Source organism: Mesorhizobium sp. WSM4817, from assembly GCF_055811135.1.
On the sequence record NZ_JBVVQQ010000027.1, the window covers coordinates 1 to 26414 of the forward strand.

Sequence of the window (26414 nt, forward strand, 5' to 3'; positions counted from 1 at the left end):
ACCTGCGCTCACAAATAAACATCCAGCGACTGCAGAACACTGCGCCATCCACATGCGACGAGTTTATTTAATAGCAATACTCCCCTGTTCAGGACCTTCAGTGGCTTGTTCGAGCAACAATGAGAATAACCAGCTTTATACCATCTCAGGCCAATCGTGGTGGTCGGCTGACTGCGTTTTAACATTTCGCGGCCGGCCGGCGCGGATAGGCGTGGGCGATCGCGAGCTGCGCCTCTCTCGGCGCGTCCAGCCGTCTCTAGCATGCAATCGACCATCGCTTGAGAGCTAGGCTCCATCGCCTCCTGACGTTTGAAGCTGGTCGAAATCGCGGGCCAACCAAGTATCGCGCAAGGGTGCCGGCACATCGCTAATTACCCGAACTCACCCCCAGGCGATTACTCGTGCAGAGGCAACTCAAAACTTGCGGCTCAAGTACGACGAGCCTGCCAGTCCGAACCGCCACTCGAGATCGACAGCCTTGGAGATCCCGACCCGGTGTCCCGTCAAGATGGAGCTGGTTCTGGCTCCTGACGGCAGCTTGAACTGGAACGGAAGCTCGTCCAATGGCAGCCCGTCATAAGATGCATCGACAGCAAGCGCCTGGCAAAGGCGACCGGGTCCCGAACAAAGACGTCGAAGGTCATCAACTCCGCGATTTGCCCGCATCAGGTCGAGCTTTGATTGCGGTTCGATCGCGCGCACAAGGACAGCACTACCGGGAAGGCAGACGGCATTCAGGCACCAATGCAGACCATAGGAGCGATAGACGTAAGCGCTCCCTGCGGCGCCGAACATTGCGCTGTTTCGCGAAGTCCGACCACAAAAACTGTGTGAGGCGGGGTCATCGGCGCGATAGGCTTCCGTTTCGACGACGATCCCGCCCACGCCGTGCACAAGAAGCGTGGCGCCAATCATATCGCGAGCGACAACGCAGGCGTCCCGGGCAAAGAACTGGCGGTTCGTGATCAACGCCTGCACCAGATCTCGACCGCGCCGAAACGTGGGGCGAACAAGAACATTCCCGCTCCGGCTGGAAAAGGCCAATCCACCAAGGCCAAACTCGCGATCATCACCATCGCGGCGCTTCCTGCTGAACTCGGATAGGTCTGATCGCCTATGTATGAGGGTCGATTGGCTATTCAACAGCGCCTAGCCCAAGCGGTCGAAGTGATTGGAAGGTCAAAATTCGCTGCTGGCGTAGAAAAGACAGAGCCGGAAGACCGTGCCTGCCGCGTTTGCGATACCGCGATGCGTTAGGTGGCCGGAGCAAATCCTCGTGCGCTGCTTGGGAGCAACATCACAAGGGAACGTGACAGGCTCTGCGATCGTTGAAGACTTTTGATGAGCCATATCATGCCATCGACGTCGATACGAAAAATGGCCTACGATCCCGACAGCAGAATCCTCTCGGTGTGGTTCGTCGCCAGCGGCAAACGATACGAATTTGAGGACGTGCCGCCGGAGACCTTCGCCGCGGTCAAAGCCGCCTTTGCCAAGGGCCGCTTTTTCAACGAGCACATCCGCAATCATTTCCGGTACCGTCAGGTTGCGGCCGGCAACGATGCGGGATAACGGCAAGCTGTTGAAACATTCCAACTGCCGTTTGGTGGACGCAGCGCAGCCGGCGCGCGTAGGATTTTCTTACGATCCCGCCCACACTGTGCAAACGACTGATCGCCCGCCGTGCCGAAAGGTGCGGCGGGCTTTTTTGTTGTCTGGGGGGAACACGATCTGGCGACAATCGTTCGGGCGCCAACAAAAGCGCCGTACAAGATCGAGGTACAACAATGCGGGAAAGGCATGGCTTAACCGATAAAGAAAAATACGACCGACAGGAGCGCACGTCGGATGCTGCGCGGGCATTAACAGACGTTGAGCGCGTCGCACGAGACGCAAAGACGGCTCGGCTGCGGGAGCAACGACTGAAAGCCGAGACAGCTCTCCCTGCTGCATCGGCACCGAAACCGAAGAGGAATTCGAAGACCAAGAAGTCGTAGATGGCACGCTGCACCTGCGCCCTACAATCAGCCGCGGTCCTCTCCGCAGGCCGCGTGAATCGACGGCCGATGTGCAAAGGTCGAGCGTGGAATGCTGTGCGATTTGGGGTGCGGGATTTTAGGCGCTTGATTACTGCTCAGCGTATCGTCTGCGGCAATGCGATCCAACAGCTTACGGGTGCCAGTATTAGGGCGGCGGGTATCGTTTATCGTCTGGCGAAGATCATCGATATCTGCTCGCGCGCGACCTCATTCAATCGAGCCGGTTCTATTCAAAATTGTCCCATATGGATAGCATTGTGAATGCTCCTAAGCGTCCGGCGGCTTCAGCCGGCTTTTCAGTAGCCGAGCTTCCCGAAGTAGTGATGCCCGATCGGTGCCGATCAACTTGATCAGCTCGCGCGCTTGAGCTTCAGTTATTCCGGCTTCCTTGGCGAGGAACTGCGCCTGGAAATCCGTCATTCGGTCGCGGTCGGACTTTTCTTCCTCGCCCATGGTGAGCCTTTTGCACTTGGATTGAACCGGAACGCCGGCGGGAGGGTTTTGTTGCGATCAATGGCGCAAACTTTCTAGGCATATTTCGCTTTCTCTGGAACACATGCTTGAGATGAATGTTCGGGAAGTGCAGCAATCTTGTTCCCTCCCAACGATGGGCTGCAGATCGGAGATGCACCGATCGGCCCGCGTCCTTTCCTCGTGGGGCGCGGGCTTTATTGTTCGCACCGAACACCAGGCGCATGTGTTTCGCCGGCAGGAAGGCAACTGCTCAGCGAAATGGCCGCTTTTGCAGATCCAGGCTTTTGGATCACGCCCTACCGTTGTTCTGGTTCCCCATGCCTCGCCGTCGCACTGCTTGTCTTTCAACCGTGATTGTTGTCGTTTCCCGGGCAGCATGGAACGGACGGGCAGAAACCTTCAGGCGCTATTTTCAAGACGCTACGCGCCGATCGCGGTAATGTGTTCTCATCGGCGATAGACAACGGGCATCGCTGGCTGTGAGCGACCACCCGCTTCCGCCCCAAATGGGAGGAAAGACATATGGTCAGCCTTAAGACTGCAAAGAGTGGCATTGCCTTTCCTAGTGACCTGACTTTGTTGAAGCAGGTCTTTGATCGTGTTCGCGTTGAGGAAGGTATTCCCGTCGGTAGCGAGCAGGCGGAGCGCCTGAGCGTGATCGCAATGGAACTTTTCTCAGATGGCGAATTTGACGAGGCAGTTCTTTACGAACGCCTTCGACTATATGCCCGATTGTAGCGCGGAAAGAAAAGCACATGACTTCCCACCATCAGGAAGTCCTGACGAGCCTTGTCGCTCGGTATGAAACGCTTGTGTCGATCCAGGACAGGATCGTTGAGCACGACCGGCGGTTCGGCCTGGCTTCCGAAGTGGACGAAGGCCTTCTAGAGCGCCTGTTCGTATCGCTCGGTAAGGCCCGCATCGCCCAGATCCGCGAGGTCGGCTAAAAGCCCGGTCTTCGTTCACTGCACAACTACCAGCGGCTGGTGCTCCGGCTCCGCATGGTTCAAGCGCGACGTCGAGGTTCATCTTTGTTGGATGTCGGCGAGACGGCATTTACCTCAAGCGGTTCGATCACCAGGGACAGGCTAAGCCTCAGAACCTTTCTGCCACTCTCGTCCCTTATATCCATGATGAGTTGCTGCCCATCGGGACCTTTCAGTTCGTCCTTTGCCAGCTCAGTCAATCCTTCGACGGCTGCATTGCGCGCTGCCTCAATCCCCTCGCATTCCAGACCCGTGTTGTCTTCCACGAGATGCTGGTGATCGCCGCTATCAAAGAAATATCTTGGCATATCGGCTTCCGTCATCAGAATGCCACGTCGGGGTCCTTCAGGTGGAGGTAAGTCGGATCGAATTCCCCTGCCTGAACCAAACCCGGCCAATCGAGAGCACGCAACTTTGTACCTGGCGTGGCGATCAGCCCGTCACCTCGTAGCGCCTGAAGCGTGCGGTTCACGTGAACCGCGGACAAACCCACCGCATCACCCAGTGCTGCCTGGGTGATCGGTAGATCCGCGACGTGCTCCTCAATGCGTCCTGCAAACCGCAACCGCACAATGAGTTCGCATAACATGTGTGCCGTGCGAGCGTAGGCGTCCCGTCTCCCGACGTTGGTGACCCATTCCCGGTAGATCGCAGCGTCAATCAGGGTCGATCGCCAGAACGCGGTTGCAACACGCGGGCGCTGTTCGCAAATCGAGCGAAGAGCGCTGTGGCGGATTAAGCCCAATTTGCCTGGTGTCATGCTCGAGAAGCTGCAATCCATAACTGCCAGATGGATGCCGTGCAGATCCGGGAGATCGCCTGCGACAAAGAAGCTGGTGATCTGCCGCTTTCCCGCACCAGTGTGCTTGTATGAGCATGCCACGCCGTCCAAGACGACAAATGAGTTGGTTGGTCGATCGCCTTCTAAGGCGATTTCCCTGTTAGCCGGAACATCCTTCTCCTGAATCGTGAGGCCTCCTAAGGCTGCGGCGTCATCATCGCTGATGTCAGCGACGCGACGCAGCTTGCGGATGAGCACATCCGAGGAGAAAGCTGGACACAAGGACTTGGTTACCTCCATGGGCGTTACCTGCCGAACGTGCATTCGCCGCAGATGTTCCACGCTGCTGATGCGGATAAGAGGTCGACACGCCCGGTATGAAGCTGCGCATCAAGCATCTCCGAGGCGATCACAGCCACATACGCCACGCATCACTGCTGGGTTTCAGCGACGAATAGGCCGGTCTACTGGTCTACCGGAACCGGTTGGTGCTCCGCCCCCGCATGGTGAAGCACCTGGCCGAGATCGCGCATGTCGAAATCCTGCCCGCATATAGGGCAGTGTTCGAAATGCTCCGCCTCGGGCTTGATTGGCTGGTCGTGGTCCTTGCCTCGATATCCCGTGCCTTCGTTGTTGGTCCGATATCTCATTTCCGCTCCCGCAATACATTCACGGCTGCGAAGACGCTTCCAGCTGGCTAACATCTATGCAAGTCGGTACAATGTGAGATCGCCAGCCACGCACAATGGGCGCTGACGCTTGGGAGCGACCATCGGAATCCTGCCCCAAACGTAAGGCAATTGTCTGATGGCAGAAGAAGCAGGGCGGGTCCGCCCGACAGACGACTTTGTACGCTCACTTGCGCAGGAATCCGGTGCTACTGAGCAGCAGATACGCGACATTGCATCGCTCATCGGCGTCGATCGTGCCTCGATCCTGAGAGAAGCGCGTCTCTTGCGCCGCGATCTAAGGCCGAAGCTTTAAGGCTTTTCCTGCAGTCGACTATCACGCATCTAGAACGGCCGGCCGGCCCGGATCATTGCGCGCTCATCATCGTGTTTGGCACGATCCACTCGACGGAACTAACGGTCTGCGGCGATGTTGCGATGGCAGTAAAACTATGCTGACCAACGGAGACGGACATGACAGAGCCCAAGGACGTCTGGTGCAGTGGCTGCGCGACGCTCACGCCATGGAAGAACAGGCCTAGACCATTTTGAGCGGCCAAATCGAGCGTCTGGAAACTATCCCGAGATTCGCATCTCGAAGAAACGAGACAACAGGCAAAACGTCTCGAACAATGCCTCGACCGGATTGGCGACGGATCTTCGACGCTGAAGGATGCCGGCGGTAAGCTAATCGCATTCGGACAGAACATCAGCGGCATTTTTGCAGGCGACGAGGTGATGAAAGGATCGCTGGCCAGCTACACGTTCGAGCATATGGAAATCGCCAGCTATAAGATGCTCATTGCCGCAGCCGGCGAGATCGGCGATTCCGAAACCCAAAGCGCGTGCAAAGAGAACCTGCGCGAAGAAGAGGCGATGGCTGATTGGCTGGAAAACAGACTCGGCACGGTCACCACCGAGTTCCTCAGACGCGACGAGCGGGATTCTGACACGGCGAAACGGTGACATAGGCGGACAATTGCCGTCTACAGAAAAAACTCGCCTTCGGCACGGTGCTCGAAACAGAACCAGTGGGATGGCTGCCGCGGCTTACGGAAAGCCCTTCCGGCATTCTTGCCGCAGCCGGGATGCTCCCAGCAATGGCGCTGAATGCGACATGGCAACCAATCGTTTGGGGGCGCCTGGCGTTTATTCGGACAGTGTTGCCGTCCACGGCCTCGCCGCTAACTACTTGGCGAGCGAGAGCCCCATGGAGACGCAAGTCTGGTGAAGTCCCCGATATCGCGGAGGAGCTTCCTGCTGGCCGCGCGGCGGGACCGGCATTCGCGCCCATACAAGCCATTCTCGCCGAGGATGCGGGTATGACGAATAAAATTGTGCTTCTTGGCGATTCAGTTTTTGACAATCGCGCCTATGTGACCGGCGGAGCAGATGTACTGGCCCATTTGGTGCGTCAGCTTCCGATCGGGTGGTCGGCCGACCTGCTCGCCGTCGACGGCAGCGTCATGGCAGGGGTGCGCCAGCAGCTGGACAGTCTGCCGGCTGACGCCACTCATCTGGTGGTCAGCATGGGAGGTAACGACGCGCTCGGCGTTTCCTCTGTTCTGGACGCTCCGTCGCGGTCCGTCGCCGACGCCCTGCTAAGACTGGCCGAAATAAGAGAGCAGTTTTGCCTGGAGTATCGGTCGACGCTGGATGCCGTTCTGGCTGTCAAGCTGCCCACCGCCGTTTGTACGATCTACGACGTCCGGTATCCGAACCCTGAAGAGAGGCGCATTGCGGTAACGGCCCTGTCGGTCCTCAATGACTGCATTACACGAGCAGCCGCTGGGCGGGGCGTTCCAGTGATCGACCTTCGCATTATCTGCGACGAGGAGGCCGACTTTGCCAGCGCCATCGAGCCTTCGGAACAGGGCGGCGGCAAAATCGCTGCAGCGATCGTTTCATTTCTTACCAAGCACGAATTCCGAAGCGGGCGCGCCGAACTGATCGTTCGCTAGAGAGCTGGAATTGGCTGCGCTAATGCGCCGCGTTAGGCCGTTAAGGTCAGCTTTGCCATCGCCTGAAGCGGACATAGCCGGCGACACTCTGGAAGTTGCGGTTGCGCCAGAACATGCGTCCTGTAATCCATCCCCTAGCCAATCGCGATCTTCTCAACGTGCTTTCCTCACCTGTCCCAGGGCGGGTTTGTCGAGCATCTGGTCAAGCTCAACGACAAGGTCGAAGGCCTGACAAAAGGTGGCCATCCAGCGCAACAGCTTCGGCGAAGTGGTCGCTGAATACACAGGCAGCGTTGATCAAATGAGAGCGGGACGAGGTACTCCCGTTGGGTCACGGTGGCAGCGGGGTGTAAATCTGCTCGAACGAAAGGTCCGGATCGCGTTCGTTGTTGAACACCGGGAGGAGCCAGCTAGCTCAAGAGGAGCATGAATGAAAGAAACTCAGAAAGAGAGGAGCGGCGAAAAGAGCCTGTCCGGCGCGACCCTAACGCTCCGATCGACACGCCGGCAAGGAGCGCGGACGAGCCACCGACCCGGTTGTAAACACCCTGGATCCGCCGCCGATTGAACCCCGAAAGAGCCCAAACAATTGGCGAAGGCAAGCAACCACAAGCCGTAACAGTTCCCGCGGAACTGCTACGGCCTCGGACACTCAGTTCCTCGACTAAGGTCGATCTACATTGCGGATGCGACTACGCTCAATGTCTTCTGCTGGGTATGGCTCCGCATAGGGATCAAAGCCGGTCCACCCGCCAGCCTCGTATTCACTGCGGCGTTCGGCGAGATCGATCGACCTGGACTGTTCAAGGATCCGTTCAGCATCTGGAACAAGCTGATCCTCGACCTTGGCCGTTACAAGAGCGCCGCCACGACGGACGCCTTCTGCATAAACATGGGCATCCGCTTCAGGTACGCCAGCATCTGTCATTGCGCCGATAATTCCGCCCGTTGCTCCCCCTACAGCGGCACCGGCAACTGCCCCCGCTGCGGTAGCCGCCAGCCATCCGGCGGCAACTACTGGCCCGACGCCCGGAATGGCCATGATGCCTAACCCTGTGAGCAATCCTCCTGCGCCCCCGATGACTGCGCCAATTCCCGCGCCAGCCGTCGCATCTTCTGCAGCTTCCGAGCGATCACCGTCGTACCAACCCGTTGCATTGTTGGCGACGATGCTGATGTCGGAGTTTGGAATGCCCATTGCTTCCAATTCACCCACCGCGTCGGCTGCTTCATCATAATCGTCAAATAAACCCGTTACCGTTTTCATGGTGAACTCCTGAGTGTCTGTTCAGTTGGTGCTGGCAACGATGTTGCCTTGATAATCCAAACCTACCGCGGTGCTCTTTCCGTTCTTCATGGCCTGACCGCGCCAGATGCCTTGGTCGTCCTTTTTAAGGTCAGATACATCAGAATAGCCGGCATCTTGGATGCGGCTCCTGGCCTGATCTTCCGTGAAGCTGTTGGCACCGGGAACCAGCGCCCCGGTGTTCGGGGTATCGGTTGTATTCACCGCGGGTGTGGTCGAACTCGTACTGGAAGGCCCGGCAGCCATTTTAGATGCAATGTCTTCTACCATTTGCTGATGCGCCTTAAGCGTGGGCACCGTGTCTTTCGCGAACGACTTGAGGGCCGCATTGTCTCCGTCGCGTGAATAGCTTTCGAACAGTTTGACGGCGTCGGCATGTGCTGTGCGTTGCATCTCGACATAGGGCTCATCAACCGGCGCCTTGGCGGACTGAAGCTTCTCCAGATCCGTCTTGCGCTTAGCGTCCATTTGCGGGGGAACCTTGAGCTTCTGGTCGCCAGCGACGCTCTCCAGCTTGGCGTTAGCCGCACCATGATCGTCGATCATTTTCTGCGCGAATTGCTTGACCTGCTGGTCGTCAAGCTTGCTCAGAACACTCAGGCTCGATTCGACTTCGAACCTTCCACCGACAGCAGCTTTGTCGACGAAATCCTGTGCGCTGTCCGCGGCCAACGAGGGTAGGGCAAAGGCGATAGCAGTGGCGGTAACTAAGCCGCCAAGAAGGCGTCGAACTTTCATGGGCTTTATCCTTGTTTGGTGGTGCACGACTGTGGCTGGTGCACGACTATGCTACCGACCCAACAAGGCAGGACCCTCTTTGTTCCAGGGTGAGAATGCCCGAAGGCAAGTGGTTTCGAGTGCCGGGCGAGCAAAAACGAGCAAACCCCGCCTTGCGAGCGGCTGCAGCACGCCAGGACGTAGCATGTCGCCTTTCCTTCCGAGGTCAGCCCGCCAAAGTCATCAGGCGACTTCGCCCGACAGCTTGCCTATTCGGCGCGTTCCGCAGGTTCCATGCTGGCACGCGCTTGGGACGTAGACTCCGCACTTGGCGGCGGTGCCGAGCGCTTCGGCGAGATCGGACGCCAGGTCCTGAATGCCGACTCGGCGCACCTCGCCGTGCTCAATGGGTTGCTTCATCACGGCCGACGCCATTGCAATCGGCACCGCCAAGTCGATACCGACACTGCCACCGGCAGGCGCGATGATGGCAGTGTTGATCCCGAGAAGGCGGCCGTCGGCGGTGACCCGCGCATCACCGGAATTACCAGGGTCATCCGACAGGTCATATCGCTCCTCCAGCAAAGTCCTCTGGCATTGCCCGCCCGTCCATTCTCCGCCGTCAAGGCCGACGACGAAGCGCAGAAGCCGCGCTGGCCGCCGCAACGATAAGAGCGCACGGAATGCCTGCATTCAACACTCTGCGCATTTTTCCCTCCATGGCTGAAGTGCCCCGAACCGCGCTGCGCGTGATTTATTCCCGCCGCGAGCTACGCAGCTGGGATCGACCAGTTCGGTGTATGCGCACAGTGCCGGACGCCCAGACTAGCGAGGCTCGCCCGACTCCCGTTTGCCCCGCCTTGCCAGCGCCAAGCCGCCGATCAGCATCAGTGCACCCCAAATCAGGAACCCGATGTCCCAATAGATCCACTGGTCCTGCGGGACGGTTTCGTTGACATGGTGGATGCCGAGAAGCTGGTGATTGATCACCCCTTCGACCAAATTGAATATACCGAAGCCCATGAGCATCGTCCCAAGCAACATCTTTCCCGACCACCGGAAATGAGATTTGTGAGCGGTGCGCCAGAGCACGACCAAACCAAGCACGACGAAGATGTATGTGCCGGCGTGGAACAGGCCATCGAAAAGCGTGTTGAACCGAAGGTTCTCAACACTGTCGGCGGGATAGCCGGCGCTGGTCGCCATATGATGCCACTGGAGCAACTGATGCAGCACGATTCCATCGAAGAATCCGCCCAAGCCGAGCCCCAGCAGAATACCTGCGGACGTTGGAAAACGGCGATGCTGCGAGGCCGTGGTCGCCATCCCTCTCTCCTTTGGCACCTCTAACTTCGGGCCAGGCCATGTGTTCCCCTACCCCGCGGGTTGGATACGCGCGCAGCTAAGGTCGCAAGAATCGGATGTTTAGGCAGCGGAAGCGCTGGCGATGACAACATCCATTCGAACGGATGAAAGGCTGCGCCTCTGGCGGAGAGAGCGGGCCGATCGGGTCGCTGTTCCGAGTTTTATGACACTCGACCGAGATCGCGGTTTCGCCTTCGACGCTCGATGATACGCGCATTTCGACGAGCGACTCTAAGTTCGGCAAGCGTTGGTTGCCACCAGCCTCGGGAATGCTCCATCGGTCCAGCTTCATGACGAGCGGGCCATGTCTTGATGAGTTCCGTCAGCGTCGCCGAGCGCCACGTTCCCCACACGTAGTCGAAGTCTGCCCGCATCGCATGTGGATTGAAGGCGGCCAATACTGGCGGTTCGACGACTTCACCTGACACATCGGTAAAGACGACAACACCGTACTGCTCTGTTGCGACGGGGCGCCCCATCGGAGGCAAGTCTTCAGCTGGCAACGGATAGCGGTGGCGGCGGCGTTCAGCATATCGCAACCGCGTGGTTCTTTGAGCTTCCGAGTCCCTCTCAGCCTCGCGGCGCCGCTTCCTTTCCTCGGGCTCGTTACGTCGGGCAGCCTCTTCGATTGCCGGCCACCGCCGCCGCAGTTCCTCATAGGACCGAAACGGCACGCGCCACGCCCGCAGTTCATCGTCCCAACTTGCCCAGGGAATGCCATGTAGTTCCCGAAGGGCGGTCTTCGAATAGGGCGTCCGAATGCGCAGATCGTCGGCAACCTCCAGATAGGGACTGGAGATCGGGTCGAACGCATAGGTGTCACGTCCCTTGCTGTCGGCGTGGGCCGCCAGCAACTCGGCCTCACGCGCCAGCCAACGGTCGACCTACGGAGACATCCGGTTGGCAGCGTGCCATCGGACAACGGAGAGAAACTTATGTGTCTATCAGGCCAACTGCTCGACATGTTCTCACGAGAGAGCGGCTCAACGAGATCGCAAGAGAGTGACTTACCGAGACTGGAAAGGGCCTCCGTTCAACCCCGCCGACCGCGCCGAATGTGAACTAGATCCCCTTACGTTGGATGCGTGGCGTGGACCTTCCAATCCCTGATAAACGCTAGCGACGCTCATTTATCTTCGCCTGAAGTCGAGCTACTGCGTCGAGAAGCGCGACCGTTGCCTCGCTGTCTAGCGCAATCTCCAGGCGGCCACCTGTAGTGCGAACAGAGAGAATGCCGAAAGGGCCCTTGTCGTCCGCGACCGTGCTTATGTGAAACTCGGTGGGAACGAAAGGCTTTTCCTTTTTCATCGTTCACCTATCACTCCGTCACACAGCTTACGAACTCTATCGGTGCGACAGGAACTATCCTCGTGCATGGTAGCATGGCAGACGGGGAACTGTCAGCAGAGCAGGCAGGAAGGCCGTTCTTCGCGAAATGACTGCATCGCATATCGGCACAGAACGATGTCGGATATGGCCATGCTCGCCGCAGAGGTGCCTGATGCGCAGCTTCACCACCTCTGGCTGTACTCATTGCGTCGCCGGCCCTTTCTTCAACTCTTTGGGCGGTGGACCGGCGTGTTTCTGAAGCCTGGCCGCCGATGATCGCATTCTCGATCTCAAGCTCTCTGGCGGCTTCGCATGAGCCAAGTGTATTTGCGCGTCCAATCCGCACCGGTTTTCGTGAAGACCCGGGTAAGCACGTTGGGAACAAATCGGCCATCCGCTGCTTAGAGAAGCCTAGAGCCATTGGCATGGACTGGCGAGGACCAAACGTGGCGAATTATCTAACACTGCCTACGACTACATCGAAGGGTCGGATCAGGGTGGTCGTGGAAACACCGCGTGGCGCCGAAGCAAAGTTGACTTACAAGCCCAAGAAGAAGCTTTTCGAATATACGCGGCCGCTTCCAGCGGGCCTGGCCTACCCGTACGACTGGGGCTTTCTGCCTTCTACACTGGGCGACGATGGCGACGCCCTCGATGGCCTGGTCATCCATGAGGCCACCAGCGCTCCCGGTGTTGTCATCAAGTGCGATCTGCTGGCTGCCCTTTGTGTCATGCAAACGGAGAACGGCGAGACCGTGAGAAACGATCGCTTTGTATTTTGCCCGCACAAGCAAGACGCCCATAGCGAGTCTCTCCTTGGCGAGAATGTTCCGGATCGTCTGCGATCCGAGATCGAGCAGTTTTTCCTCGCGTCGGTGTCCGGCACCGACAAACAAATCGAATTCGAAGGCTGGCACGATTCCAGCCAAGCTCTCCGGAACATCCATCGGGCCATGAGAACTTTCGAGCGGAAACAGCGAGCCGCCGGTCCCTGAGCGCTCCACAATATGAGAAGAATGTAGCTTGAGAACACAAGGCTGCCTGGACGCCGGTGGCGGCACTTTCACAGGTCAACAACGGCGAAGTGCACCCGCAATAGAGCAGGCAGGAAGGCCGTTCATTTTTTCGCGAAATGACTGCATCGCATATGGCGCAGGGATTGCGGGCGGGCACTTGAGGCGCGGGCATATTTTGACCCGTCAAGCAGCCCACCAGCTCCTGCGGAGATATCGGCAAGGTGGCTATTTCCCGCTTATAAAAGACTAGGGGATTGCCGCGCGAGAACGTTTCGCACATTCGAGACCTGCCATTGGCCGTTGCGGGCTGTTCGAACGCCTCGATTGTTCAGAGCGATTGCCAGGCCACGCAGGCTGGTGATGCCCGACTGCTGGATGGAGGCGATGATCGGCAGCACGGTCTGGGCAAATCTGTCAGCCTCCCGGATCGAGATCTTCCGACCTTTCGCCGCAGCTTCGGCTGTGTTGGTCGGATTACCGAGTTTTATGCCAGTGGTCTTGCGAGAGGCGAGGGCGGCCTTGGTGCGCTCCGAGATCATACGCCGCTCCTTCTCGGCCAAAGCGGCGTAAAGGTGCAACATGAACGGATCGGCATCGGCGCCAAGTTCGGCGACTATAAAAGGAACGCGCTGGACCATCAGGCCGGCTATGAAGGCGACATCGCGCGACAGGCGGTCGAGCTTGGCCACGACGACCGGGCATTTGAGCTGCCGGGCAAGGGCGAGGGCGGCTGCAAGTTGCGGACGGCGATCCAGGGCGTCCGAGCCCTTGCCGGTTTCGACCTCGGTGAACTCCTGGATGATGGCAATTCCCTCGGCTTCAGCAAAGCGGGCGACCGCGGCACGCTGGGCCTCAATGCCGAGACCTGATCGTCCTTGGCGCTGGGTCGAGACCCGATAGTAGGCGACTGCTCTCGTCATGCTGCTGTTTCCGGGGTGTTCAAACTGCAAACCACCGTTTGCAGTGTGCTCACAAGACACGGTTCAGCAAGTTCTTTCAGGAATTAGCCTTCAGCAGCAACGCGGTTGAGCTGGAGCGCCGCCTATATGACGCAGACTTGTTGGAAGGCACTTCATGAGCACGCCGAGTTTTCGCATCCAGTGCAGATAACCATCCTTCGTCAGCACGTTGCTTCCTTATCGCGCCCGCCACAGAGGCGCAGCCGCCGCGGATGCAGCTACTTCCAATCCGTATGGGCACGCCCTAAGTCTGCGGCCAGAACGCAATCTCGCGACAAACGTTCACGTCAGTGTGGATTACAGGTGCGGCTGTGCAGGCCCTATCGAGCTCGGCCCTAGCCAAGCTAGCTGCGCCCCTTCACTAGGACGTACCCATGCAGAACAAGTCCCTAGCAGCCACTGGCTTTCTCTGCCTGGGCGTTCTCGTCTTCTCACTGCAGGACGTGATCCTGAAGGGCCTCTCGGACACCTATCCCGTTACGCAAGCGATGACTGTTCGATCAATCGTCGCATTGCCCATTCTGCTGGTGCTGGTCGGCGCGACCGCCAGAATACGGTCTATTTTCTCAAAGCGAGCCGGGCTGCGAGCCATCCGAGCGGTAATCTCGCTTGGAGCATACCTCTTCTATTATCTCTCGATCGCAGCGCTTCCTCTGGCCGATGCTGTCGCACTCTTTTTCGTCGCCCCGCTTATCATTGCAGGTCTCGGGATTCTCTTCCTCGGAGAGCGGCCTCACACCACAACCCTGATCGCGCTCATTGTTGGTCTGCTCGGCGTCATCATAACGCTGCAACCGGGTCTTGCTATATTCGAATGGGCAGCTGCGTTGACCCTCCTGGCTGCTGCTCTGTACTCGTCGGCCCAGGTCTTGGCGAGGAAGCTTGGCGACAGCGAGGTCGCCGCGGTTATCACCTTCTATCAGAACCTGGCCTTCCTCACCGGCGCGCCGGCGCTGGCGGCGCTTGTGAGGTTGGGCGGCCTTGAAGACGCCAATCATCCAAGTCTTGCCTTCCTCACGCGCCCATGGGTCTGGCCTACGCTCCAGGATACTTTGCTGATGGCCGGCTGCGGTGTGATCGCATCTGCCGGAATGACATTGCTTTCCCAGGCTTATCGCCTTGCCCCAGCAGGCAACGTTGCCGTCTTCGAGTACACGGCCATCGTCTGGGTTCCACTTTGGGGGCTGCTGTTTTTCGACGAGGTGCCGAAGATCACCACCGTTCTCGGCGCAGTTTTGATCTGCGGAGCGGGGCTGTTCGCCCTAAGATCCGCGAGGTGAAGCGGCTCTAGTCGGGAACAAAGTCGAATAACCGTGATTTTGTACGTTGCCCAGAGTGGCAGGACCGATAGCTATCCAACGGGTGTTCCATGGATTCTCCAACGTTGCCTCCGCCACCTCCGCATGAACTCAGCCAAGCACTGAAACGCAATATCCAAGCGATTGAGGAGCGCCGGGCGAAGGAAGCAAGCGAGGCAACTTTGGAAGAGAAAATCGCTGAGGCGATTACCTCTTTTACGGGCAGTATGCGTTTCGTGTACCTTCACTTGGCCGTGTATGGCGGCTGGATCGTCTCGAACTTGGGCTGGATACCGATCACTCCGCCATTTGATCCGACATTCGTGATATTGGCTATGGTAGCTTCCGTCGAGGCCATATTCCTCTCGACCTTTGTACTGATCAGCCAAAACCGGATGTCAGCTGCCGCAGACAAGCGGGCGGATCTGGACCTTCAGGTGAGCCTGCTGACGGAGCACGAACTCACAAAGCTTATTGGGCTTGTCGATTCGATAGCGGATCGGTTGAATGCAAAACCAGCCGTAAGCGATATAGAAGTTGGCGAGATTAAGAGGGACATCGCGCCAGAAGCAGTGCTGGACGAGATCGAATCGAAGCAGCGGGAGACTGCGGAGAAGCTGGACCAGCGCTAGTGTCGTGGTTTCGGTTGATTTTGATTTCGGGCTTGGGTCGAACTCGAAATCAAAACGACAGTCGGAATGACAGATCGCTACTGTCGGCAATGCCGCCCTACAGAAGCTTGCTGTCTTCATAGGTGGTAACGAAGGTCACTGATGTGTCCAGTTTTCCTTCTAGCTCATGGATGGAGGTCTCCTTCCAGCGCGCCCTGGTCTTCAGCCAGAAAATTGCTGCGGTGACGGCCTCCCGACCTTCACCGGTCGCTCTGCGGTAAAGGCTTTCAGCAACCCGTGCGTTGGCCTTGATGGCGCCGCTCTCGAGTTCATGGGCGTAGGTCGCCTTGAGGTCCTGCTCGTCTGTGGCGAGCACGCAGGCGATGTCGGCCGTGCTAAGCCCGAAGCCGGCCAGCGCCTCCACCCGGGAGTTCAGTGGCCGGTTTTCCAGAGGAGCTTCGATATCGGGGTTCATTTGGCCCGGTCCGCGTCCCAGAAGGTGACGAGATTGTTCGCTGGCGGCGTGCCGGCAGGAGACTTGCCCAAGCTTGCAGGATCCGGAGCGCGAAGGATGATGCGGCGGATCTCATGCACCTGCTCGATCGGCTTGCCGTCCAGGCCTGAGTGCTCGTTGACCGAGGTCTCCTTCCAGCGGCCGCGTGCCTTGAGCCAGAAGATCGCGGCGATGACCGCTTCACGACCTTCGCCCGTTGCCTTGCGGAAGAGGTTCTCCGCCACCTTGGCATTGGCCTTGGTGTGGCCAAAGGCCAGTTCGTGTTTATAGTGCTTGCGCAGCGTCTTTGGATCGACACCGACCATGCCGGCAATCTCGGCCTCCGGAACACCATAGCCTGCCAGCGCCTCTACCTGGCGGCGATGAAAAGCATCGGGCTGATGGCTGGGGCGGGCCATCTCAGCTCTCTCCGTTTCCGATGTGCTGCCTCGCCTTCGAGATAGGCATGTCTTGCCCCGAAGGGTCCGTGTACACGGGGGATTTGGCGAAGCCGCGGGTGCGGCTGGGGTCGGGGTCCATCCCGAACCTGAACAGCCACAAACCGCACGTGCTGACGGGACACTCCCGAACCTCGGCGGGTTGATAGACGCAGCAGTCCAGACATTTGTGGCGTATGGCCTGCAGGATTGCTGTCTTGGTGGTCATGGCCTGGTCCTGATCCGCTCAAGCTTTACCTCGGCAAAGCTCTGGCCGTCGCCTCCAGGATTGCCATGCTGCCTGTAAACGCCTGCCAGCGCAGCACCGCGACGTCGACATAGGCTGCGTTCAGTTCGATGGCATGACAGCAGCGGCCAGTCATCTCGGCAGCGATGATGGTGGTGCCAGAGCCGCAGAAGGGCTCGTAAACAGCCTGGCCTGGCGAGGAATTGTTCTCCATGGGGCGCCGCATGCATTCGACGGGCATTTGCGTGCCGTGGCCCGTGTCGGACTTTCGATGCGGAATGGCCCAGACGGTGGTCTGCTTGCGATCACCCGCCCAGTGGCCCTTCCTGCCCTTCCTGACCGCATACCAGGCCGGCTCATGCTGCCAGTGGTAGTCGCCGCGGCCGATGACCAGCCGGGTCTTGTCCCAGATGATCTGCGCGCGGACGGCAAAGCCGGTGGCCCCAAGGCTTGAAGCGACCGTGGCAGCATGAAGGGCGCCCCGCCAGTCGGCGCGGTCGTCATTGAGCACCTTGCCTCTGGCGAGACCTTCTCCATCGCCGAACCGCTCTCGCCATGAGGGATCGTAGCTGACGCCATATGGAGGATCGCAAACGCACAGGTGCGGCTTGACGCCGGTAAGCACCCGCTCGACATCCTCAGCATTGGTGCTGTCGCCGCAGATAAGCCGGTGCTTGCCCAAAAGCCAGACATCGCCGGGCAGGGTGACCAATTGGTCACCAGTTGGTTTGCTTTGGTGTTCTCCGCATAGCGGCATTGCACCAAACGACCCCCAGCTTTCGAGCCGGACAACCCTGTGATTTCAATGGGGGAAAGCTAGGGAGTAAAAAGGCGCACTCCCCAGCTTTGGAGAATATCGGCCGACAGAGAGCAAATGAGTCGCTCTCACCACTACAGCGACTCCACAGCTTTTGGCCGAAGGGCCTGCTGTTCTGCGGGGTTTCGAGGCCGCGAAGTCCATGCAGAGAACATTGTGGAAGAATTAAGTGGTAGCGGGAGAGGGACTTGAACCCCCGACCCCAGGATTATGATTCCCGTGCTCTAACCAACTGAGCTACCCCGCCAGGGCGGCGAAAGGCCCGAAATCCGCCTCAAATCAGAGGGCATGTCGAAGCGTTCGCCAAGGTCGGGCGGATATAAGGTTGGGACGCCAAGCCTGTCAAGCATCGATGCAGCCGGTGTCGATGCAGCCGGTCTGGCGCCACACTCTATCGCATCCTGTCGCGTCGCCAAGCTTCACGGTCTTGAGACGTACTTTGTGTGTCCAGGCGGACGCACCTCGCTCTGATGGCCGAAAAGCTTTGCCGGGCAGATAATCGGGCACAGAAATGCCGGGTTGAGTTCGGCGGGGCGCGCCGCTATGTCTCGGCCACGAAATTCTAGAGTTGGAATGATGAAACCGCGCATTGCAGTCCTCGGTTGCGGATACTGGGGCAGCAACCACATCCGCACCCTCAAGGCGCTCGGCGCGCTGCACGCGGTCTCGGACGTCAACCCTGCCCGCGCCGAAGGTTTCGCCAGTGAGCAGGATTGCCTGGCGATCGAGCCGGAGGCGCTGTTTGTGCGCAGCGACATCGACGCCATCGTAATGGCGCTGCCGCCGCAGTTCCACGCCGATATGGCGGTGCGCGCCGTCCAGGGCGGCAAGGACGTGCTGGTGGAGAAGCCGATCGCGCTGACGGTGGCCGATGCCGAGCGTTCGGTGAAGGCGGCGGTCGACAATGGCCGCGTCTTCATGGTCGGTCATGTGCTGCGCTTTCATCCCGCCTTCGAGACGTTGAAGGCGCTGATCGACAATGGCGAGCTCGGCGAGGTCCGCTATATCCATTCGCACCGGCTCGGGCTCGGCAAATTCCACACCGAGAACGATGCGCTGTGGGACCTGGCGCCGCACGATCTGTCGATGATCCTGGCCATCACCGGCACGGAACCGATCGAGGTGCGTGGCGAAGGGGCAGCGCTCCTCGACAATCTCAGCGATTTCGCGCATCTGCACATGCGCTTTCCCAACGGTCTGCGCAGCCACCTATTCGCGTCGCGGCTCAATCCCTACCGCGAACGGCGGCTGACCGTGGTCGGCACCAAAGCGATGGCGGTGTTCGACGATGTCGAGCCGTGGGAGCGCAAGCTCGCCGTCTACCGCCACGCGGTCTGGCAAGACAGCGGCCAATGGGCCTTCACCACCAACGAGCCGTCCTATGTGGCAGTGGGCGAGGGCATGCCGCTGACGCGAGAGCTCGAGCATTTCATCCAGTGCATCGAGACGCGGGCAGAACCGCGTACCAGCGGCGAGGAAGCCATCAGGGTGCTGCGTATCCTGACCGCTGGCACGGTTGCCCACACCGGATCGTCTTCCTGAGAGAACGTGCGGCTGTATCAGAGCCTGATCCATCCCGATAGAATCGGGATTATCGTCTATTCGGCGGGAATCTGCGCCGGCCGGGCCGCCAGCCGCGTCAGCATCGCCTCGGCCTCGGCGCCGCGTTCGGAACGCTCGATGAAGCCGCCGCCGAACACGCGGGCCTGGTTGCCGTCGTCGGAATAGAGCACGCAGGCCTGGCCGGGCGCGATACCGGACTCGCCGTCGACCAGTTCCACCGAAGTGATCCCGGCGTTGTGATGCAGCACGGCCGGGCGTGGCGAGCGTGTCGAGCGGACCTTGGCGAAAAGCTCCAGCCCGGCGGCCGGGATATCTGACAGTGCAGCGTCGCCCAGCCAGTTCATGTCGCGCAAATAGATCTTGTGCGTTTCAAGCGCCTCGCGCGGGCCAACGACGACGCGGGCCCGGTCGGCGTCGAGATGGACGACGTAGAGCGGCTCGCCCGAGGCAATGCCGATGCCGCGGCGCTGACCGATCGTGTAGCGCAAAATGCCTTCATGGCGGCCGAGCACGCGGCCGTCGATATGGACGATGTCGCCCGGATTGGCAGCAGTCGGCTTCAGCTTGGCGATGATATCGGAGTACTTGCCCTGCGGCACGAAGCAGATGTCCTGGCTGTCCTGCTTGGCAGCGACCGTCAGCCCCATTTCCTCGGCGATGGCACGAACCTGCGGCTTCGACAGGCCGCCGAGCGGAAAGCGCAGGTAGTCGATCTGCGCCTGTGTGGTGGCGAACAGGAAATAGCTCTGGTCGCGATCTGCGTCGACCGGCCGGTACAGCGCGCGATGGGCGCCGTTGGCGCCGGAGCGGATATAATGGCCGGTGGCCAGCGCCTCGGCGCCGAGTTCCTTGGCGGTCGCCAGGAGGTCGGCGAATTTCACCGTCTGGTTGCAGGAAACGCAAGGGATCGGCGTTTCGCCGGCCACATAGCTCTCGGCGAAGGGGTCGATCACCGCCTTGCGGAAACGCTCCTCGTAATTAAGCACAAAATGCGGAACGCCGAGCGTTTCGGAGACGCGGCGGGCATCGTCGATGTCCTGGCCGGCGCAGCACGAGCCGGCCCGGTGCGTTGCCGCGCCATGGTCGTAGAGCTGCAGCGTGACGCCGACGACATCATAGCCTTCATGCTTCAAAAGGCCGGCAACAACCGACGAATCGACGCCGCCCGACATGGCGACAACGATGCGGGTATCTTCGGGGCGTCCGGGAAGGTCGAGGCTGTTCATGGTTCTTTCGTTCTGCACGGCGCCTGGATGACGGCGCCTGAATGCCAATGGCCGGAATATAGGTCAAGCTTTCCGGGTGCGCCAGCTTCGCGAACCGGCCGATTTTTTTGAACGGATTCGGGCGCTTGCTGGGCAGATGCCTCAAATGCCGACGAAAAGACTAACGAGGCGTTCATGATCCTTACCTAGCTATTAGGGATCGCTTAGGCAAATTTTAAAGCTGTGGCGGTAATGTGGTGGGGATTGGGTCTTTGAGTTTTTAGTAGAGAGTACGATGACCGATCTTGTTAGACCGCGCGTCAAATATGTTATCGGGCCTGACGGCAGCCCCCTTACGATTGCCGATCTGCCGCCGACGAACACACGTCGCTGGGTTATCCGGCGCAAGGCCGAAGTGGTGGCGGCTGTACGGGGCGGGCTGCTGAGCCTCGAAGAGGCATGCCAGCGCTACAAGCTGACCACCGAGGAATTCCTGTCCTGGCAGGCGTCGATCGATGAATATGGCCTTGCCGGCCTGCGCACGACGCGCATCCAGCAATATCGGCATTAGGGCGGGTTCAAGGAAGTCAAAAAGGCGCGACAATCCGCGCCCTTTTTGCTTTGCCGCAACGGTTTCTCTGCTTCAGACGGTCAGCACCACCTGCCGATCGGGCAGGCAAAAGGCATGAGCAGCGCCTGCTTCTTGGAGCAAGCATTTTCGCGTCGACTTTGCCGCGTTCCACAAGCCTGCGCGGTCGGCCCCGAGCCGAACTCGGCCGGAACCTGGTGGGCTGCTCAATCAGATAAGGTCCTGGCCGGAATCGCCTGCGCCGACATCAGGATGCCCAGGTGCGGCGGTCGCGGAGCATCAAGGGGATTTGGCAGCGTAGGCCTGAAACTGGCAGTTGCTCGACCAATGAGCGGCGACATTCCAGATGGGCAACGCCCTGATCGCTGGGTGCTGACCGGCCTTAAAGCCTTGTTTTCAGCCGATCATGGCGCTGCGGCCGCCGGTCTCGGCGTCGCGGATCTTGGTGTCGCGCGATTCGAGCATTTCTGCTTTGGAAAGCTCCGCTTCGGCTTCGCCGAGCAGTGATTCGGCAACGCTACGCTGCTGGGCGAGGTCGCTTTGCGAATTTCTGAGATTGTCGCGGCGCAAGCGTGCTGCCTTGGCGAAGGTCGGATAGGCAAAATGGTTGGTGTCGGTGATGCCGGCTTTCTTTTCTTCGGCAGTGATCTGGAGTTCCAGTTCGACAGCCATGCGCTCGAATTCGGCGATCATCATGTCGAGTTGCAGCAACTGCCGCCGCTTCTCGTTCACCTGAAACTGCTTCAGCCGAACGAGGTTTTCACGTGACTTCATGATTCGGTACTCCTGGAAACGCACACCTGCACATATCGTCTAATCCGCCTGGCAAACTCAGGCTTCGACCCGCTTCCACCGACTTTACCAGAACTATGGGAAACAAATTCCTAAAGTTTTTTGCCGGCGGTAACCATTCGTTTACGGGCATTGTTAATCATACGGCTCAGGACTTAAGGCCGGGTAAAAATTCCGGCCCCGACGCGGAAGCACGGCTAGCGAGTCCCTGGAGTCACTTAGTCTGGCTTATTAATGTTTTGCATTAGCGGTTTGGTTCTTAGATTCGCTATTAGATTCAACAAGGTGTAGAAAAGGGTTAAAAAATCTGGTACCGTCAACGGCACGGAATTAGGTTTTGTTAACCATTCGATGGCAGCCTCTGCTCAGGCAATCACTGCTCCGGTCCTGGACGGGTCGTGAAATGGTCCGGCAGCAGAAAAGGGGAATGAAATGCGTGTTCTGCTGATAGAAGATGACAGTGCGACCGCACAGAGCATCGAGCTGATGCTGAAATCGGAAAGTTTCAATGTCTATACGACCGATCTTGGCGAAGAAGGGGTCGATCTAGGTAAGCTCTACGACTACGACATCATCCTTCTCGACCTTAATCTCCCCGACATGTCGGGATACGAGGTGTTGAGAACACTTCGCCTTTCCAAAGTGAAGACGCCGATCCTTATCCTCTCCGGCATGGCCGGCATCGAGGACAAGGTACGTGGCCTCGGCTTCGGCGCAGACGACTATATGACCAAGCCGTTCCACAAGGACGAACTGGTCGCCCGCATCCACGCCATCGTGCGGCGTTCCAAGGGCCATGCCCAGTCGGTCATCACCACCGGCGACCTGGTGGTCAACCTTGATGCCAAGACCGTCGAGGTCGGTGGCCAGCGCGTGCATCTGACCGGCAAGGAATACCAGATGCTGGAGCTGCTCTCGCTGCGCAAGGGCACGACGCTCACGAAGGAAATGTTCCTCAACCACCTTTACGGCGGCATGGACGAACCGGAACTGAAGATCATCGACGTCTTTATCTGCAAGCTGCGCAAGAAGCTCGACGCTGCTTCCGGCGGCCAGAACTACATCGAGACGGTTTGGGGTCGCGGCTACGTGCTGCGCGAGCCGGAAGACATCCGCGTCAGCGCCTGAGCTGACGACGCCGATCCGATCGATTTTTCCGACAAAAATCCGGCTTCGGCCGGATTTTGCGTTTTTATGTCGCAGATATTGGAGCGCCGATTTCCGCGGCCATGCGCCAGCGGCGGCGAATCAGGCGGCAAATCTCAAGGTGCGGAAGCGCTCGAGAAGTTGCGGCCGAGTGAACGGCTTCAGCAGATAGCCTTGGGCGCCGGCGCGCTTTGCCCGCATGATCGAAGCGACGTCGACCTCAACCAGCAAAATCAGGATCTGGGGTTGTATCGGACTTTCCATGGCGCGTACGCGGCGAATGACGTCCTCGGCCTGCATGTCCGGCAAGGCGCCGTCGACAATGATGATATCCGGCATGTCGGCAGTGCACATCTCAACCGCATCAAGCCCGCTGGCAGCTTCGATGACCAGCATGTCGGAACCACCCAGGATGCGCTTTGCAACCCTCCTGATGACGCTCGAATCGTCGATGAACATGCAGCGTTTCATTTTCCGGGCCCTCTTTGCCATGCGGCAATCCGGCAGCGTCGCGGTCTGGAGGCACCGTAGGATCAATCCGGTAAAGAAGCTGAAAAGCCGATAGGTAAAATTTTTGCAAGAACAGCTTTTACGGAAACTTCTTAACCGATGCTTCGGCCGAACTAGCCTGGATGGCTCATTTCATTCCACCGTGATGGCGTAGTAAATATTGTCTAAAAACTCTTATCTGTTCTTTTCAATCATTTCTTAGCAACTTCAAGCAGCCGAGAGAACGATTTCTTCTGCGGTCGCGTGGATCGATATTGTCATGTTCGCCTCGCGCGCCAAAAGCAGTGTGTAGTAGGGCTGCACCGAATGCGCGTCGATCGGTTCTTCAGGCTTGTTGCCGGAATGGAGCTCCAGGAATTTGGGCGGCACGCGCAGCATCGGACCGCTCGCGGCGAGCGCAAAGCGTGGTTCCGTGTCGAGGTTTTCAAGCGTGACCGTAAGCTTGCCGCCACGCGGAATGGCAGCGTTGGCGACGAGAATGAGGTTGAGCAGCAGCTTTACCTTGTTCTTGGGCAGCAGCGCACGGGTTCCATTCCAGATCAGTTCCGGCTTCTCGTTCTTCAAGAAGGCGATCGCAACGGCCTCGGCATCGCCGGTGTCGATCATCATGCCGGCAGAACCGGCTGCGCCGAAGGCGATGCGGGCGAATTGCAGGCGGGCCGAAGCGTTTCTGGCGCTCTGGCGAATCAATTTCATGGCGTCTTCGTCGGCGCCGCCTTCATCGAGCAGCTCAAGCCCGTTGTTTATGGCGCCGACCGGCGAAATGATGTCGTGGCAGACCCGGCTGCACAAAAGCGCGGCGAGATCGGGTGCGGAAAGGGTGAAAAGCTCGGCCATCGACGAAAGTCCCTGCAAAAATTCACTGGAAATGGCCGGGCGATCAACGATCACGCCTGTCCACACGAATCACGCTCGCTCTCCCAAGGCCTACTGAATACACAGCGCCTGAGCGCGCAGCAACAAATCCGGAATTGTCGCTATCGAAAATGGTGTGTTCACGCAGGGTGCGGATACTGCGGGCCGACGCGAAATCAGCGCGAAACCAGCCTACGAACCGCCATCTTCATGTGAAAGCTTAATGGTTGAAAAAGGATTACGGCATAGTTTGTCCTTAACAGTCATCCTTAACGGCCACCAAAGAGCCGCACGGATGCGAGGCGTCGGCGAAAGTGCTCCCTGACGGAGATTGGAAGCATGTTTTCCCGATACTACGACCGGAGTTTTTTCCGTGTCTTCACAGACCGGAGTTTTCTCCGTGTCTTCTCAATGGCGATCGCTCTGATGGGCCTTGTCGTCTTTTCAACCTCGCCTTCGCGGGCCCAGGAATACACCGCTCAGGAGATCGTCGATTCCGGTCATAAATTCTTCGGTGCGACGTCGGGCGGGCTCGCCACCGTCGTGGAGAAGATTTTCTCCTCCTATGGCCTGCCCAATGGCTATTTGCTTGGGGAGGAGGGCTCGGGCGCCCTGATCGGTGGCCTGACCTATGGTGAAGGCACACTCTACACCAAGAATGCCGGCGATCACAAAGTGTTCTGGCAGGGCCCGTCGCTCGGCTGGGATTTTGGCGGCGAGGGCTCGCGGGTGATGATGCTGGTCTATAATCTCGACGATGTGAACAGCCTCTACAATCGTTTCGGCGGCCTTGCCGGCTCCGCCTACCTCGTGGCTGGCGTCGGCTTCAACGTGATGAAGAACAACAATGTGCTGCTGGTGCCGATCCGTACCGGCGTCGGCGCCCGGCTTGGCGTCAATCTCGGCTACCTCAAGCTTACCCAGCGCGCCACCTGGAATCCATTCTGAGCAAGCGGTTGCCTCGTCACCGCGATTGTTTCCAGGATCGACGGTCTGAACAATGCTGCGGCAGACCCTTGCCGCGGCACTGGAATTCCGTCATGCGAACGTGGCACAGTCCCTTACGGTTGTTTGCCGTTCATAACGGATAGTCACCTTGGTTCAGTCGGTCCTGTTCTTTGTCCTCGGCTTTCTCTGCGCCGGCTTTCTGGCGCTGATGATTGCTCCGGCCATCTGGCGGCGGGCCGTGATGCTGACGCGTAAACGCATCGAGGGCTCGATGCCGCTGACGCTGGCCGAGATCCAGGCGGAGAAGGATCGCATCCGCGCCGAGTTCGCCATGGCGACACGTCGGCTTGAGATGAGCGTCAAGGCGTTGCGCGAGAAATCGGCCGAACAGCTTGTCGAGATCGGCCGTGGCCGCGAAGCATTGAAGGAACTGGCGCTCGAGCGGAAGGACAAGGAACAGGCCCTTTCCGCGCTCGAGGTCAAGGGCGAAGACCTTCGGCAGCGCAAAGACCAGTTGCAGCTTTTGTCGGATCGGCTTGCTCAAACCGAGGATGCCCTGGAAAAGCGTGTGCTCGAGCTGAAAAAACTGGAGCACATGTATGACGACGCCAGCTTTTCTTCCAGCAGCCGTCAGATCGAACTTGTGGCGCGCGAATCCGAATTGCAAAAGCTGGCCGATGATATTTCAGTGCTGCGCGGTCAGCGCAAGGAGGCGGACAGGCGCCAACAGGAGATCGCGGCCGAGAGCAAGGCCGCGCGAGACGCGTTGAAAGCCGAGAAGAAAAGGACCGGCGAACTGGACAAGAAGATCGAGCGCCTGCTCGCCACGCTTGCCGATCGCGAGGACAAGCTTGAACGCCGCGAAAAGGAAATCGCGCGGCTTCGCGAAAAGCTGAAAAGCGAAAGCGTGGAAAATGCGTCGGCGGCGGTGCGTCTCGTCGGAGCGCAAGGCAGTCAGGCCGATGTGGCCGTCAAGGGCGATATGGAAAAAGCTATCGCCAGGCTCGACAGCGACCGGGAGCAGTTGGAGGCGAGATTGACGGCGCTGGCCAGCGAGAACAAGCGGCTGAAAACGGATCTTGCCGCCGACGCGGCATCCAGATCCGAAGGCGCCAGCGCTGCGTTGCGCGAGCAGATGAGCGACCTGGCGGCGCAGGTCGTAGCCCTGACGGCGAAGCTCGACGGGCCGGAATCGCCGATCGCAAAGGTTCTTGCGGCACCCAACCCACCAGGAAGCGGTGAACGCAGCCTTGCCGATCGCGTGCGGGCGCTGCAGAAGGCCGAATCGGGGCATTGAGCCAA

31 protein-coding genes, 1 tRNA gene and 1 pseudogene are annotated in these 26414 nt (G+C 59.0%); 14 read left to right on the forward strand and 19 right to left on the reverse strand.

Going from position 1 to position 26414, the window contains the following annotated elements; translation table 11 throughout:
- Positions 1-414 precede the first annotated feature (414 nt).
- Positions 415-981, reverse strand: coding sequence for a DNA-3-methyladenine glycosylase (locus AC0L2K_RS28340; protein WP_473532990.1), 567 nt, complete (start codon positions 979-981; stop codon positions 415-417).
- A 372-nt stretch (positions 982-1353) separates the two neighbouring features.
- Here AC0L2K_RS28340 and AC0L2K_RS28345 point away from each other — a divergent pair, with 372 nt between their 5' ends.
- Positions 1354-1572 (forward strand): KTSC domain-containing protein, encoded by a 219-nt coding sequence (locus tag AC0L2K_RS28345; RefSeq protein WP_473532991.1) that lies wholly within the window; start codon positions 1354-1356, stop codon positions 1570-1572.
- 734 nt (positions 1573-2306) lie between these two features.
- Here AC0L2K_RS28345 and AC0L2K_RS28350 read toward each other — a convergent pair.
- Positions 2307-2492, reverse strand: a complete 186-nt coding sequence (locus tag AC0L2K_RS28350) for a hypothetical protein (protein ID WP_473532755.1) — start codon at positions 2490-2492, stop codon at positions 2307-2309.
- A gap of 543 nt (positions 2493-3035) precedes the next feature.
- Here AC0L2K_RS28350 and AC0L2K_RS28355 point away from each other — a divergent pair.
- Together AC0L2K_RS28355 and AC0L2K_RS28360 are read left to right on the forward strand one after the other, a co-directional pair.
- Positions 3036-3251 carry a hypothetical protein gene (locus tag AC0L2K_RS28355; RefSeq protein WP_023803428.1) on the forward strand — a complete coding sequence of 72 codons (216 nt, stop codon included), beginning with the start codon at positions 3036-3038 and terminating at the stop codon, positions 3249-3251.
- Between the two features lie 17 nt (positions 3252-3268).
- Complete coding sequence (locus AC0L2K_RS28360; protein WP_287242471.1) at positions 3269-3460, forward strand: hypothetical protein; 192 nt, start codon at positions 3269-3271, stop codon at positions 3458-3460.
- Between the two features lie 59 nt (positions 3461-3519).
- Here the strand turns inward: AC0L2K_RS28360 and AC0L2K_RS28365 are convergent, their stop codons facing one another.
- The 3 genes from AC0L2K_RS28365 to AC0L2K_RS28375 all read right to left on the reverse strand — a co-directional run bounded on the left by AC0L2K_RS28365 (position 3520) and on the right by AC0L2K_RS28375 (position 4930).
- Positions 3520-3822, reverse strand: a complete 303-nt coding sequence (locus AC0L2K_RS28365) for a DUF6894 family protein (RefSeq protein ID WP_287205146.1) — start codon at positions 3820-3822, stop codon at positions 3520-3522.
- Complete coding sequence (locus AC0L2K_RS28370) at positions 3822-4580, reverse strand: Crp/Fnr family transcriptional regulator (protein ID WP_473532942.1); 759 nt, start codon at positions 4578-4580, stop codon at positions 3822-3824. The genes AC0L2K_RS28365 and AC0L2K_RS28370 overlap by 1 nt, the downstream gene beginning before the upstream one ends.
- Positions 4581-4744: 164 nt before the next feature.
- Positions 4745-4930 carry a hypothetical protein gene (locus tag AC0L2K_RS28375; protein WP_128248506.1) on the reverse strand — a complete coding sequence of 62 codons (186 nt, stop codon included), beginning with the start codon at positions 4928-4930 and terminating at the stop codon, positions 4745-4747.
- 157 nt (positions 4931-5087) lie between these two features.
- Between AC0L2K_RS28375 and AC0L2K_RS28380 the strand changes: the two genes are divergently transcribed.
- The 3 genes from AC0L2K_RS28380 (at position 5088) to AC0L2K_RS28390 (ending at position 6909) form a co-directional block, all read left to right on the forward strand.
- Positions 5088-5264, forward strand: coding sequence for a hypothetical protein (locus AC0L2K_RS28380; RefSeq protein ID WP_473532943.1), 177 nt, complete (start codon positions 5088-5090; stop codon positions 5262-5264).
- Between the two features lie 329 nt (positions 5265-5593).
- Positions 5594-5914: a DUF892 family protein gene (locus AC0L2K_RS28385; RefSeq protein WP_473532992.1), complete on the forward strand. Its 321-nt coding sequence runs from the start codon at positions 5594-5596 to the stop codon at positions 5912-5914.
- Between the two features lie 356 nt (positions 5915-6270).
- Positions 6271-6909, forward strand: coding sequence for an SGNH/GDSL hydrolase family protein (locus tag AC0L2K_RS28390; protein WP_473532944.1), 639 nt, complete (start codon positions 6271-6273; stop codon positions 6907-6909).
- A gap of 664 nt (positions 6910-7573) precedes the next feature.
- On the opposite strand, the gene AC0L2K_RS28395 is transcribed toward AC0L2K_RS28390, so the two are convergent.
- From AC0L2K_RS28395 to AC0L2K_RS28415, 5 genes and pseudogenes are all read right to left on the reverse strand, one after another.
- A complete protein-coding gene (locus tag AC0L2K_RS28395) occupies positions 7574-8176 on the reverse strand; it encodes a hypothetical protein (protein ID WP_473532945.1) in 603 nt (200 codons plus the stop codon).
- A 21-nt stretch (positions 8177-8197) separates the two neighbouring features.
- Positions 8198-8953: a DUF4142 domain-containing protein gene (locus AC0L2K_RS28400; RefSeq protein WP_473532946.1), complete on the reverse strand. Its 756-nt coding sequence runs from the start codon at positions 8951-8953 to the stop codon at positions 8198-8200.
- A gap of 314 nt (positions 8954-9267) precedes the next feature.
- Positions 9268-9499: pseudogene (locus tag AC0L2K_RS28405) on the reverse strand (serine endoprotease DegQ); the annotation flags it as partial.
- A gap of 258 nt (positions 9500-9757) precedes the next feature.
- Positions 9758-10258, reverse strand: coding sequence for a DUF2243 domain-containing protein (locus AC0L2K_RS28410; protein ID WP_473532947.1), 501 nt, complete (start codon positions 10256-10258; stop codon positions 9758-9760).
- 200 nt (positions 10259-10458) lie between these two features.
- Positions 10459-11151, reverse strand: a complete 693-nt coding sequence (locus AC0L2K_RS28415; protein WP_473532948.1) for a hypothetical protein — start codon at positions 11149-11151, stop codon at positions 10459-10461.
- A gap of 978 nt (positions 11152-12129) precedes the next feature.
- On the opposite strand from AC0L2K_RS28415, the gene AC0L2K_RS28420 reads away from it, so the two are divergent.
- A complete protein-coding gene (locus AC0L2K_RS28420; protein WP_473532949.1) occupies positions 12130-12621 on the forward strand; it encodes an inorganic diphosphatase in 492 nt (163 codons plus the stop codon).
- Positions 12622-12878: 257 nt separating this feature from the next.
- Here AC0L2K_RS28420 and AC0L2K_RS28425 read toward each other — a convergent pair whose 3' ends face one another.
- Positions 12879-13562, reverse strand: a complete 684-nt coding sequence (locus AC0L2K_RS28425; protein WP_473532950.1) for a recombinase family protein — start codon at positions 13560-13562, stop codon at positions 12879-12881.
- A 413-nt stretch (positions 13563-13975) separates the two neighbouring features.
- Between AC0L2K_RS28425 and AC0L2K_RS28430 the strand changes: the two genes are divergently transcribed.
- Positions 13976-14881, forward strand: coding sequence for a DMT family transporter (locus AC0L2K_RS28430; protein ID WP_473532951.1), 906 nt, complete (start codon positions 13976-13978; stop codon positions 14879-14881).
- A gap of 89 nt (positions 14882-14970) precedes the next feature.
- On the forward strand, positions 14971-15531 hold the full coding sequence (locus AC0L2K_RS28435; protein ID WP_473532952.1) for a DUF1003 domain-containing protein: 561 nt from the start codon (positions 14971-14973) through the stop codon (positions 15529-15531).
- Between the two features lie 97 nt (positions 15532-15628).
- Here the strand turns inward: AC0L2K_RS28435 and AC0L2K_RS28440 are convergent, their stop codons facing one another.
- From AC0L2K_RS28440 to AC0L2K_RS28455, 4 genes are all read right to left on the reverse strand, one after another.
- Complete coding sequence (locus tag AC0L2K_RS28440) at positions 15629-15985, reverse strand: hypothetical protein (RefSeq protein WP_419694537.1); 357 nt, start codon at positions 15983-15985, stop codon at positions 15629-15631.
- Positions 15982-16422, reverse strand: a complete 441-nt coding sequence (locus AC0L2K_RS28445; protein ID WP_419694536.1) for a hypothetical protein — start codon at positions 16420-16422, stop codon at positions 15982-15984. Before AC0L2K_RS28445 ends, AC0L2K_RS28440 begins: the two co-directional genes overlap by 4 nt.
- 272 nt (positions 16423-16694) lie before the next feature.
- Positions 16695-17399, reverse strand: coding sequence for a DNA-methyltransferase (locus tag AC0L2K_RS28450; protein WP_473532953.1), 705 nt, complete (start codon positions 17397-17399; stop codon positions 16695-16697).
- A 275-nt stretch (positions 17400-17674) separates the two neighbouring features.
- Positions 17675-17751: transfer RNA gene (locus AC0L2K_RS28455), tRNA-Met, on the reverse strand.
- A gap of 329 nt (positions 17752-18080) precedes the next feature.
- Between AC0L2K_RS28455 and AC0L2K_RS28460 the strand changes: the two genes are divergently transcribed.
- The gene (locus AC0L2K_RS28460; protein ID WP_023797942.1) at positions 18081-19046 is read left to right on the forward strand and encodes a Gfo/Idh/MocA family protein; all 966 of its coding nucleotides are present in this window, start codon (positions 18081-18083) and stop codon (positions 19044-19046) included.
- Between the two features lie 56 nt (positions 19047-19102).
- Here the strand turns inward: AC0L2K_RS28460 and mnmA are convergent, their stop codons facing one another.
- Positions 19103-20293, reverse strand: coding sequence for a tRNA 2-thiouridine(34) synthase MnmA (gene mnmA / locus AC0L2K_RS28465; protein ID WP_473532954.1), 1191 nt, complete (start codon positions 20291-20293; stop codon positions 19103-19105).
- Between the two features lie 274 nt (positions 20294-20567).
- Between mnmA and sciP the strand changes: the two genes are divergently transcribed.
- Positions 20568-20843 (forward strand): CtrA inhibitor SciP, encoded by a 276-nt coding sequence (sciP, locus tag AC0L2K_RS28470; RefSeq protein ID WP_006203587.1) that lies wholly within the window; start codon positions 20568-20570, stop codon positions 20841-20843.
- Between the two features lie 414 nt (positions 20844-21257).
- Here the strand turns inward: sciP and AC0L2K_RS28475 are convergent, their stop codons facing one another.
- Positions 21258-21635, reverse strand: coding sequence for a flagellar export protein FliJ (locus AC0L2K_RS28475; protein WP_091594647.1), 378 nt, complete (start codon positions 21633-21635; stop codon positions 21258-21260).
- A 450-nt stretch (positions 21636-22085) separates the two neighbouring features.
- Here AC0L2K_RS28475 and ctrA point away from each other — a divergent pair, with 450 nt between their 5' ends.
- Positions 22086-22781, forward strand: coding sequence for a response regulator transcription factor CtrA (ctrA, locus tag AC0L2K_RS28480; RefSeq protein ID WP_006203583.1), 696 nt, complete (start codon positions 22086-22088; stop codon positions 22779-22781).
- A 120-nt stretch (positions 22782-22901) separates the two neighbouring features.
- Here ctrA and AC0L2K_RS28485 read toward each other — a convergent pair whose 3' ends face one another.
- Together AC0L2K_RS28485 and chpT are read right to left on the reverse strand one after the other, a co-directional pair.
- The gene (locus AC0L2K_RS28485) at positions 22902-23270 is read right to left on the reverse strand and encodes a response regulator (RefSeq protein WP_027150933.1); all 369 of its coding nucleotides are present in this window, start codon (positions 23268-23270) and stop codon (positions 22902-22904) included.
- 246 nt (positions 23271-23516) lie between these two features.
- Positions 23517-24146, reverse strand: coding sequence for a histidine phosphotransferase ChpT (gene chpT / locus AC0L2K_RS28490; protein ID WP_077380165.1), 630 nt, complete (start codon positions 24144-24146; stop codon positions 23517-23519).
- Positions 24147-24503: 357 nt separating this feature from the next.
- On the opposite strand from chpT, the gene AC0L2K_RS28495 reads away from it, so the two are divergent.
- A complete protein-coding gene (locus AC0L2K_RS28495) occupies positions 24504-25112 on the forward strand; it encodes a DUF1134 domain-containing protein (protein ID WP_023797936.1) in 609 nt (202 codons plus the stop codon).
- Between the two features lie 148 nt (positions 25113-25260).
- Positions 25261-26409 carry a coiled-coil domain-containing protein gene (locus AC0L2K_RS28500; protein WP_473532955.1) on the forward strand — a complete coding sequence of 383 codons (1149 nt, stop codon included), beginning with the start codon at positions 25261-25263 and terminating at the stop codon, positions 26407-26409.
- Positions 26410-26414: the final 5 nt, after the last annotated feature.

What these genes read in the sequence shown, in the direction of transcription:
- AC0L2K_RS28430 (WP_473532951.1), top strand. Translation starts at nt 13,976, where the DNA reads ATGCAGAACAAGTCCCTAGCAGCCACTGGCTTTCTCTGCCTGGGCGTT.
- AC0L2K_RS28400 (WP_473532946.1), bottom strand. Translation starts at nt 8,953, where the DNA reads ATGAAAGTTCGACGCCTTCTTGGCGGCTTAGTTACCGCCACTGCTATC.
- AC0L2K_RS28425 (WP_473532950.1), bottom strand. Translation starts at nt 13,562, where the DNA reads ATGACGAGAGCAGTCGCCTACTATCGGGTCTCGACCCAGCGCCAAGGA.
- mnmA (WP_473532954.1), bottom strand. Translation starts at nt 20,293, where the DNA reads ATGAACAGCCTCGACCTTCCCGGACGCCCCGAAGATACCCGCATCGTT.
- sciP (WP_006203587.1), top strand. Translation starts at nt 20,568, where the DNA reads ATGACCGATCTTGTTAGACCGCGCGTCAAATATGTTATCGGGCCTGAC.
- AC0L2K_RS28440 (WP_419694537.1), bottom strand. Translation starts at nt 15,985, where the DNA reads ATGAACCCCGATATCGAAGCTCCTCTGGAAAACCGGCCACTGAACTCC.
- AC0L2K_RS28355 (WP_023803428.1), top strand. Translation starts at nt 3,036, where the DNA reads ATGGTCAGCCTTAAGACTGCAAAGAGTGGCATTGCCTTTCCTAGTGAC.
- AC0L2K_RS28495 (WP_023797936.1), top strand. Translation starts at nt 24,504, where the DNA reads ATGTTTTCCCGATACTACGACCGGAGTTTTTTCCGTGTCTTCACAGAC.
- AC0L2K_RS28360 (WP_287242471.1), top strand. Translation starts at nt 3,269, where the DNA reads ATGACTTCCCACCATCAGGAAGTCCTGACGAGCCTTGTCGCTCGGTAT.
- AC0L2K_RS28485 (WP_027150933.1), bottom strand. Translation starts at nt 23,270, where the DNA reads ATGAAACGCTGCATGTTCATCGACGATTCGAGCGTCATCAGGAGGGTT.
- AC0L2K_RS28350 (WP_473532755.1), bottom strand. Translation starts at nt 2,492, where the DNA reads ATGGGCGAGGAAGAAAAGTCCGACCGCGACCGAATGACGGATTTCCAG.
- AC0L2K_RS28370 (WP_473532942.1), bottom strand. Translation starts at nt 4,580, where the DNA reads ATGGAGGTAACCAAGTCCTTGTGTCCAGCTTTCTCCTCGGATGTGCTC.
- AC0L2K_RS28390 (WP_473532944.1), top strand. Translation starts at nt 6,271, where the DNA reads ATGACGAATAAAATTGTGCTTCTTGGCGATTCAGTTTTTGACAATCGC.
- AC0L2K_RS28345 (WP_473532991.1), top strand. Translation starts at nt 1,354, where the DNA reads ATGCCATCGACGTCGATACGAAAAATGGCCTACGATCCCGACAGCAGA.
- AC0L2K_RS28380 (WP_473532943.1), top strand. Translation starts at nt 5,088, where the DNA reads ATGGCAGAAGAAGCAGGGCGGGTCCGCCCGACAGACGACTTTGTACGC.
- AC0L2K_RS28460 (WP_023797942.1), top strand. Translation starts at nt 18,081, where the DNA reads ATGAAACCGCGCATTGCAGTCCTCGGTTGCGGATACTGGGGCAGCAAC.
- AC0L2K_RS28435 (WP_473532952.1), top strand. Translation starts at nt 14,971, where the DNA reads ATGGATTCTCCAACGTTGCCTCCGCCACCTCCGCATGAACTCAGCCAA.
- AC0L2K_RS28395 (WP_473532945.1), bottom strand. Translation starts at nt 8,176, where the DNA reads ATGAAAACGGTAACGGGTTTATTTGACGATTATGATGAAGCAGCCGAC.
- AC0L2K_RS28475 (WP_091594647.1), bottom strand. Translation starts at nt 21,635, where the DNA reads ATGAAGTCACGTGAAAACCTCGTTCGGCTGAAGCAGTTTCAGGTGAAC.
- AC0L2K_RS28375 (WP_128248506.1), bottom strand. Translation starts at nt 4,930, where the DNA reads ATGAGATATCGGACCAACAACGAAGGCACGGGATATCGAGGCAAGGAC.
- chpT (WP_077380165.1), bottom strand. Translation starts at nt 24,146, where the DNA reads ATGGCCGAGCTTTTCACCCTTTCCGCACCCGATCTCGCCGCGCTTTTG.
- AC0L2K_RS28365 (WP_287205146.1), bottom strand. Translation starts at nt 3,822, where the DNA reads ATGACGGAAGCCGATATGCCAAGATATTTCTTTGATAGCGGCGATCAC.
- AC0L2K_RS28410 (WP_473532947.1), bottom strand. Translation starts at nt 10,258, where the DNA reads ATGGCGACCACGGCCTCGCAGCATCGCCGTTTTCCAACGTCCGCAGGT.
- ctrA (WP_006203583.1), top strand. Translation starts at nt 22,086, where the DNA reads ATGCGTGTTCTGCTGATAGAAGATGACAGTGCGACCGCACAGAGCATC.
- AC0L2K_RS28445 (WP_419694536.1), bottom strand. Translation starts at nt 16,422, where the DNA reads ATGGCCCGCCCCAGCCATCAGCCCGATGCTTTTCATCGCCGCCAGGTA.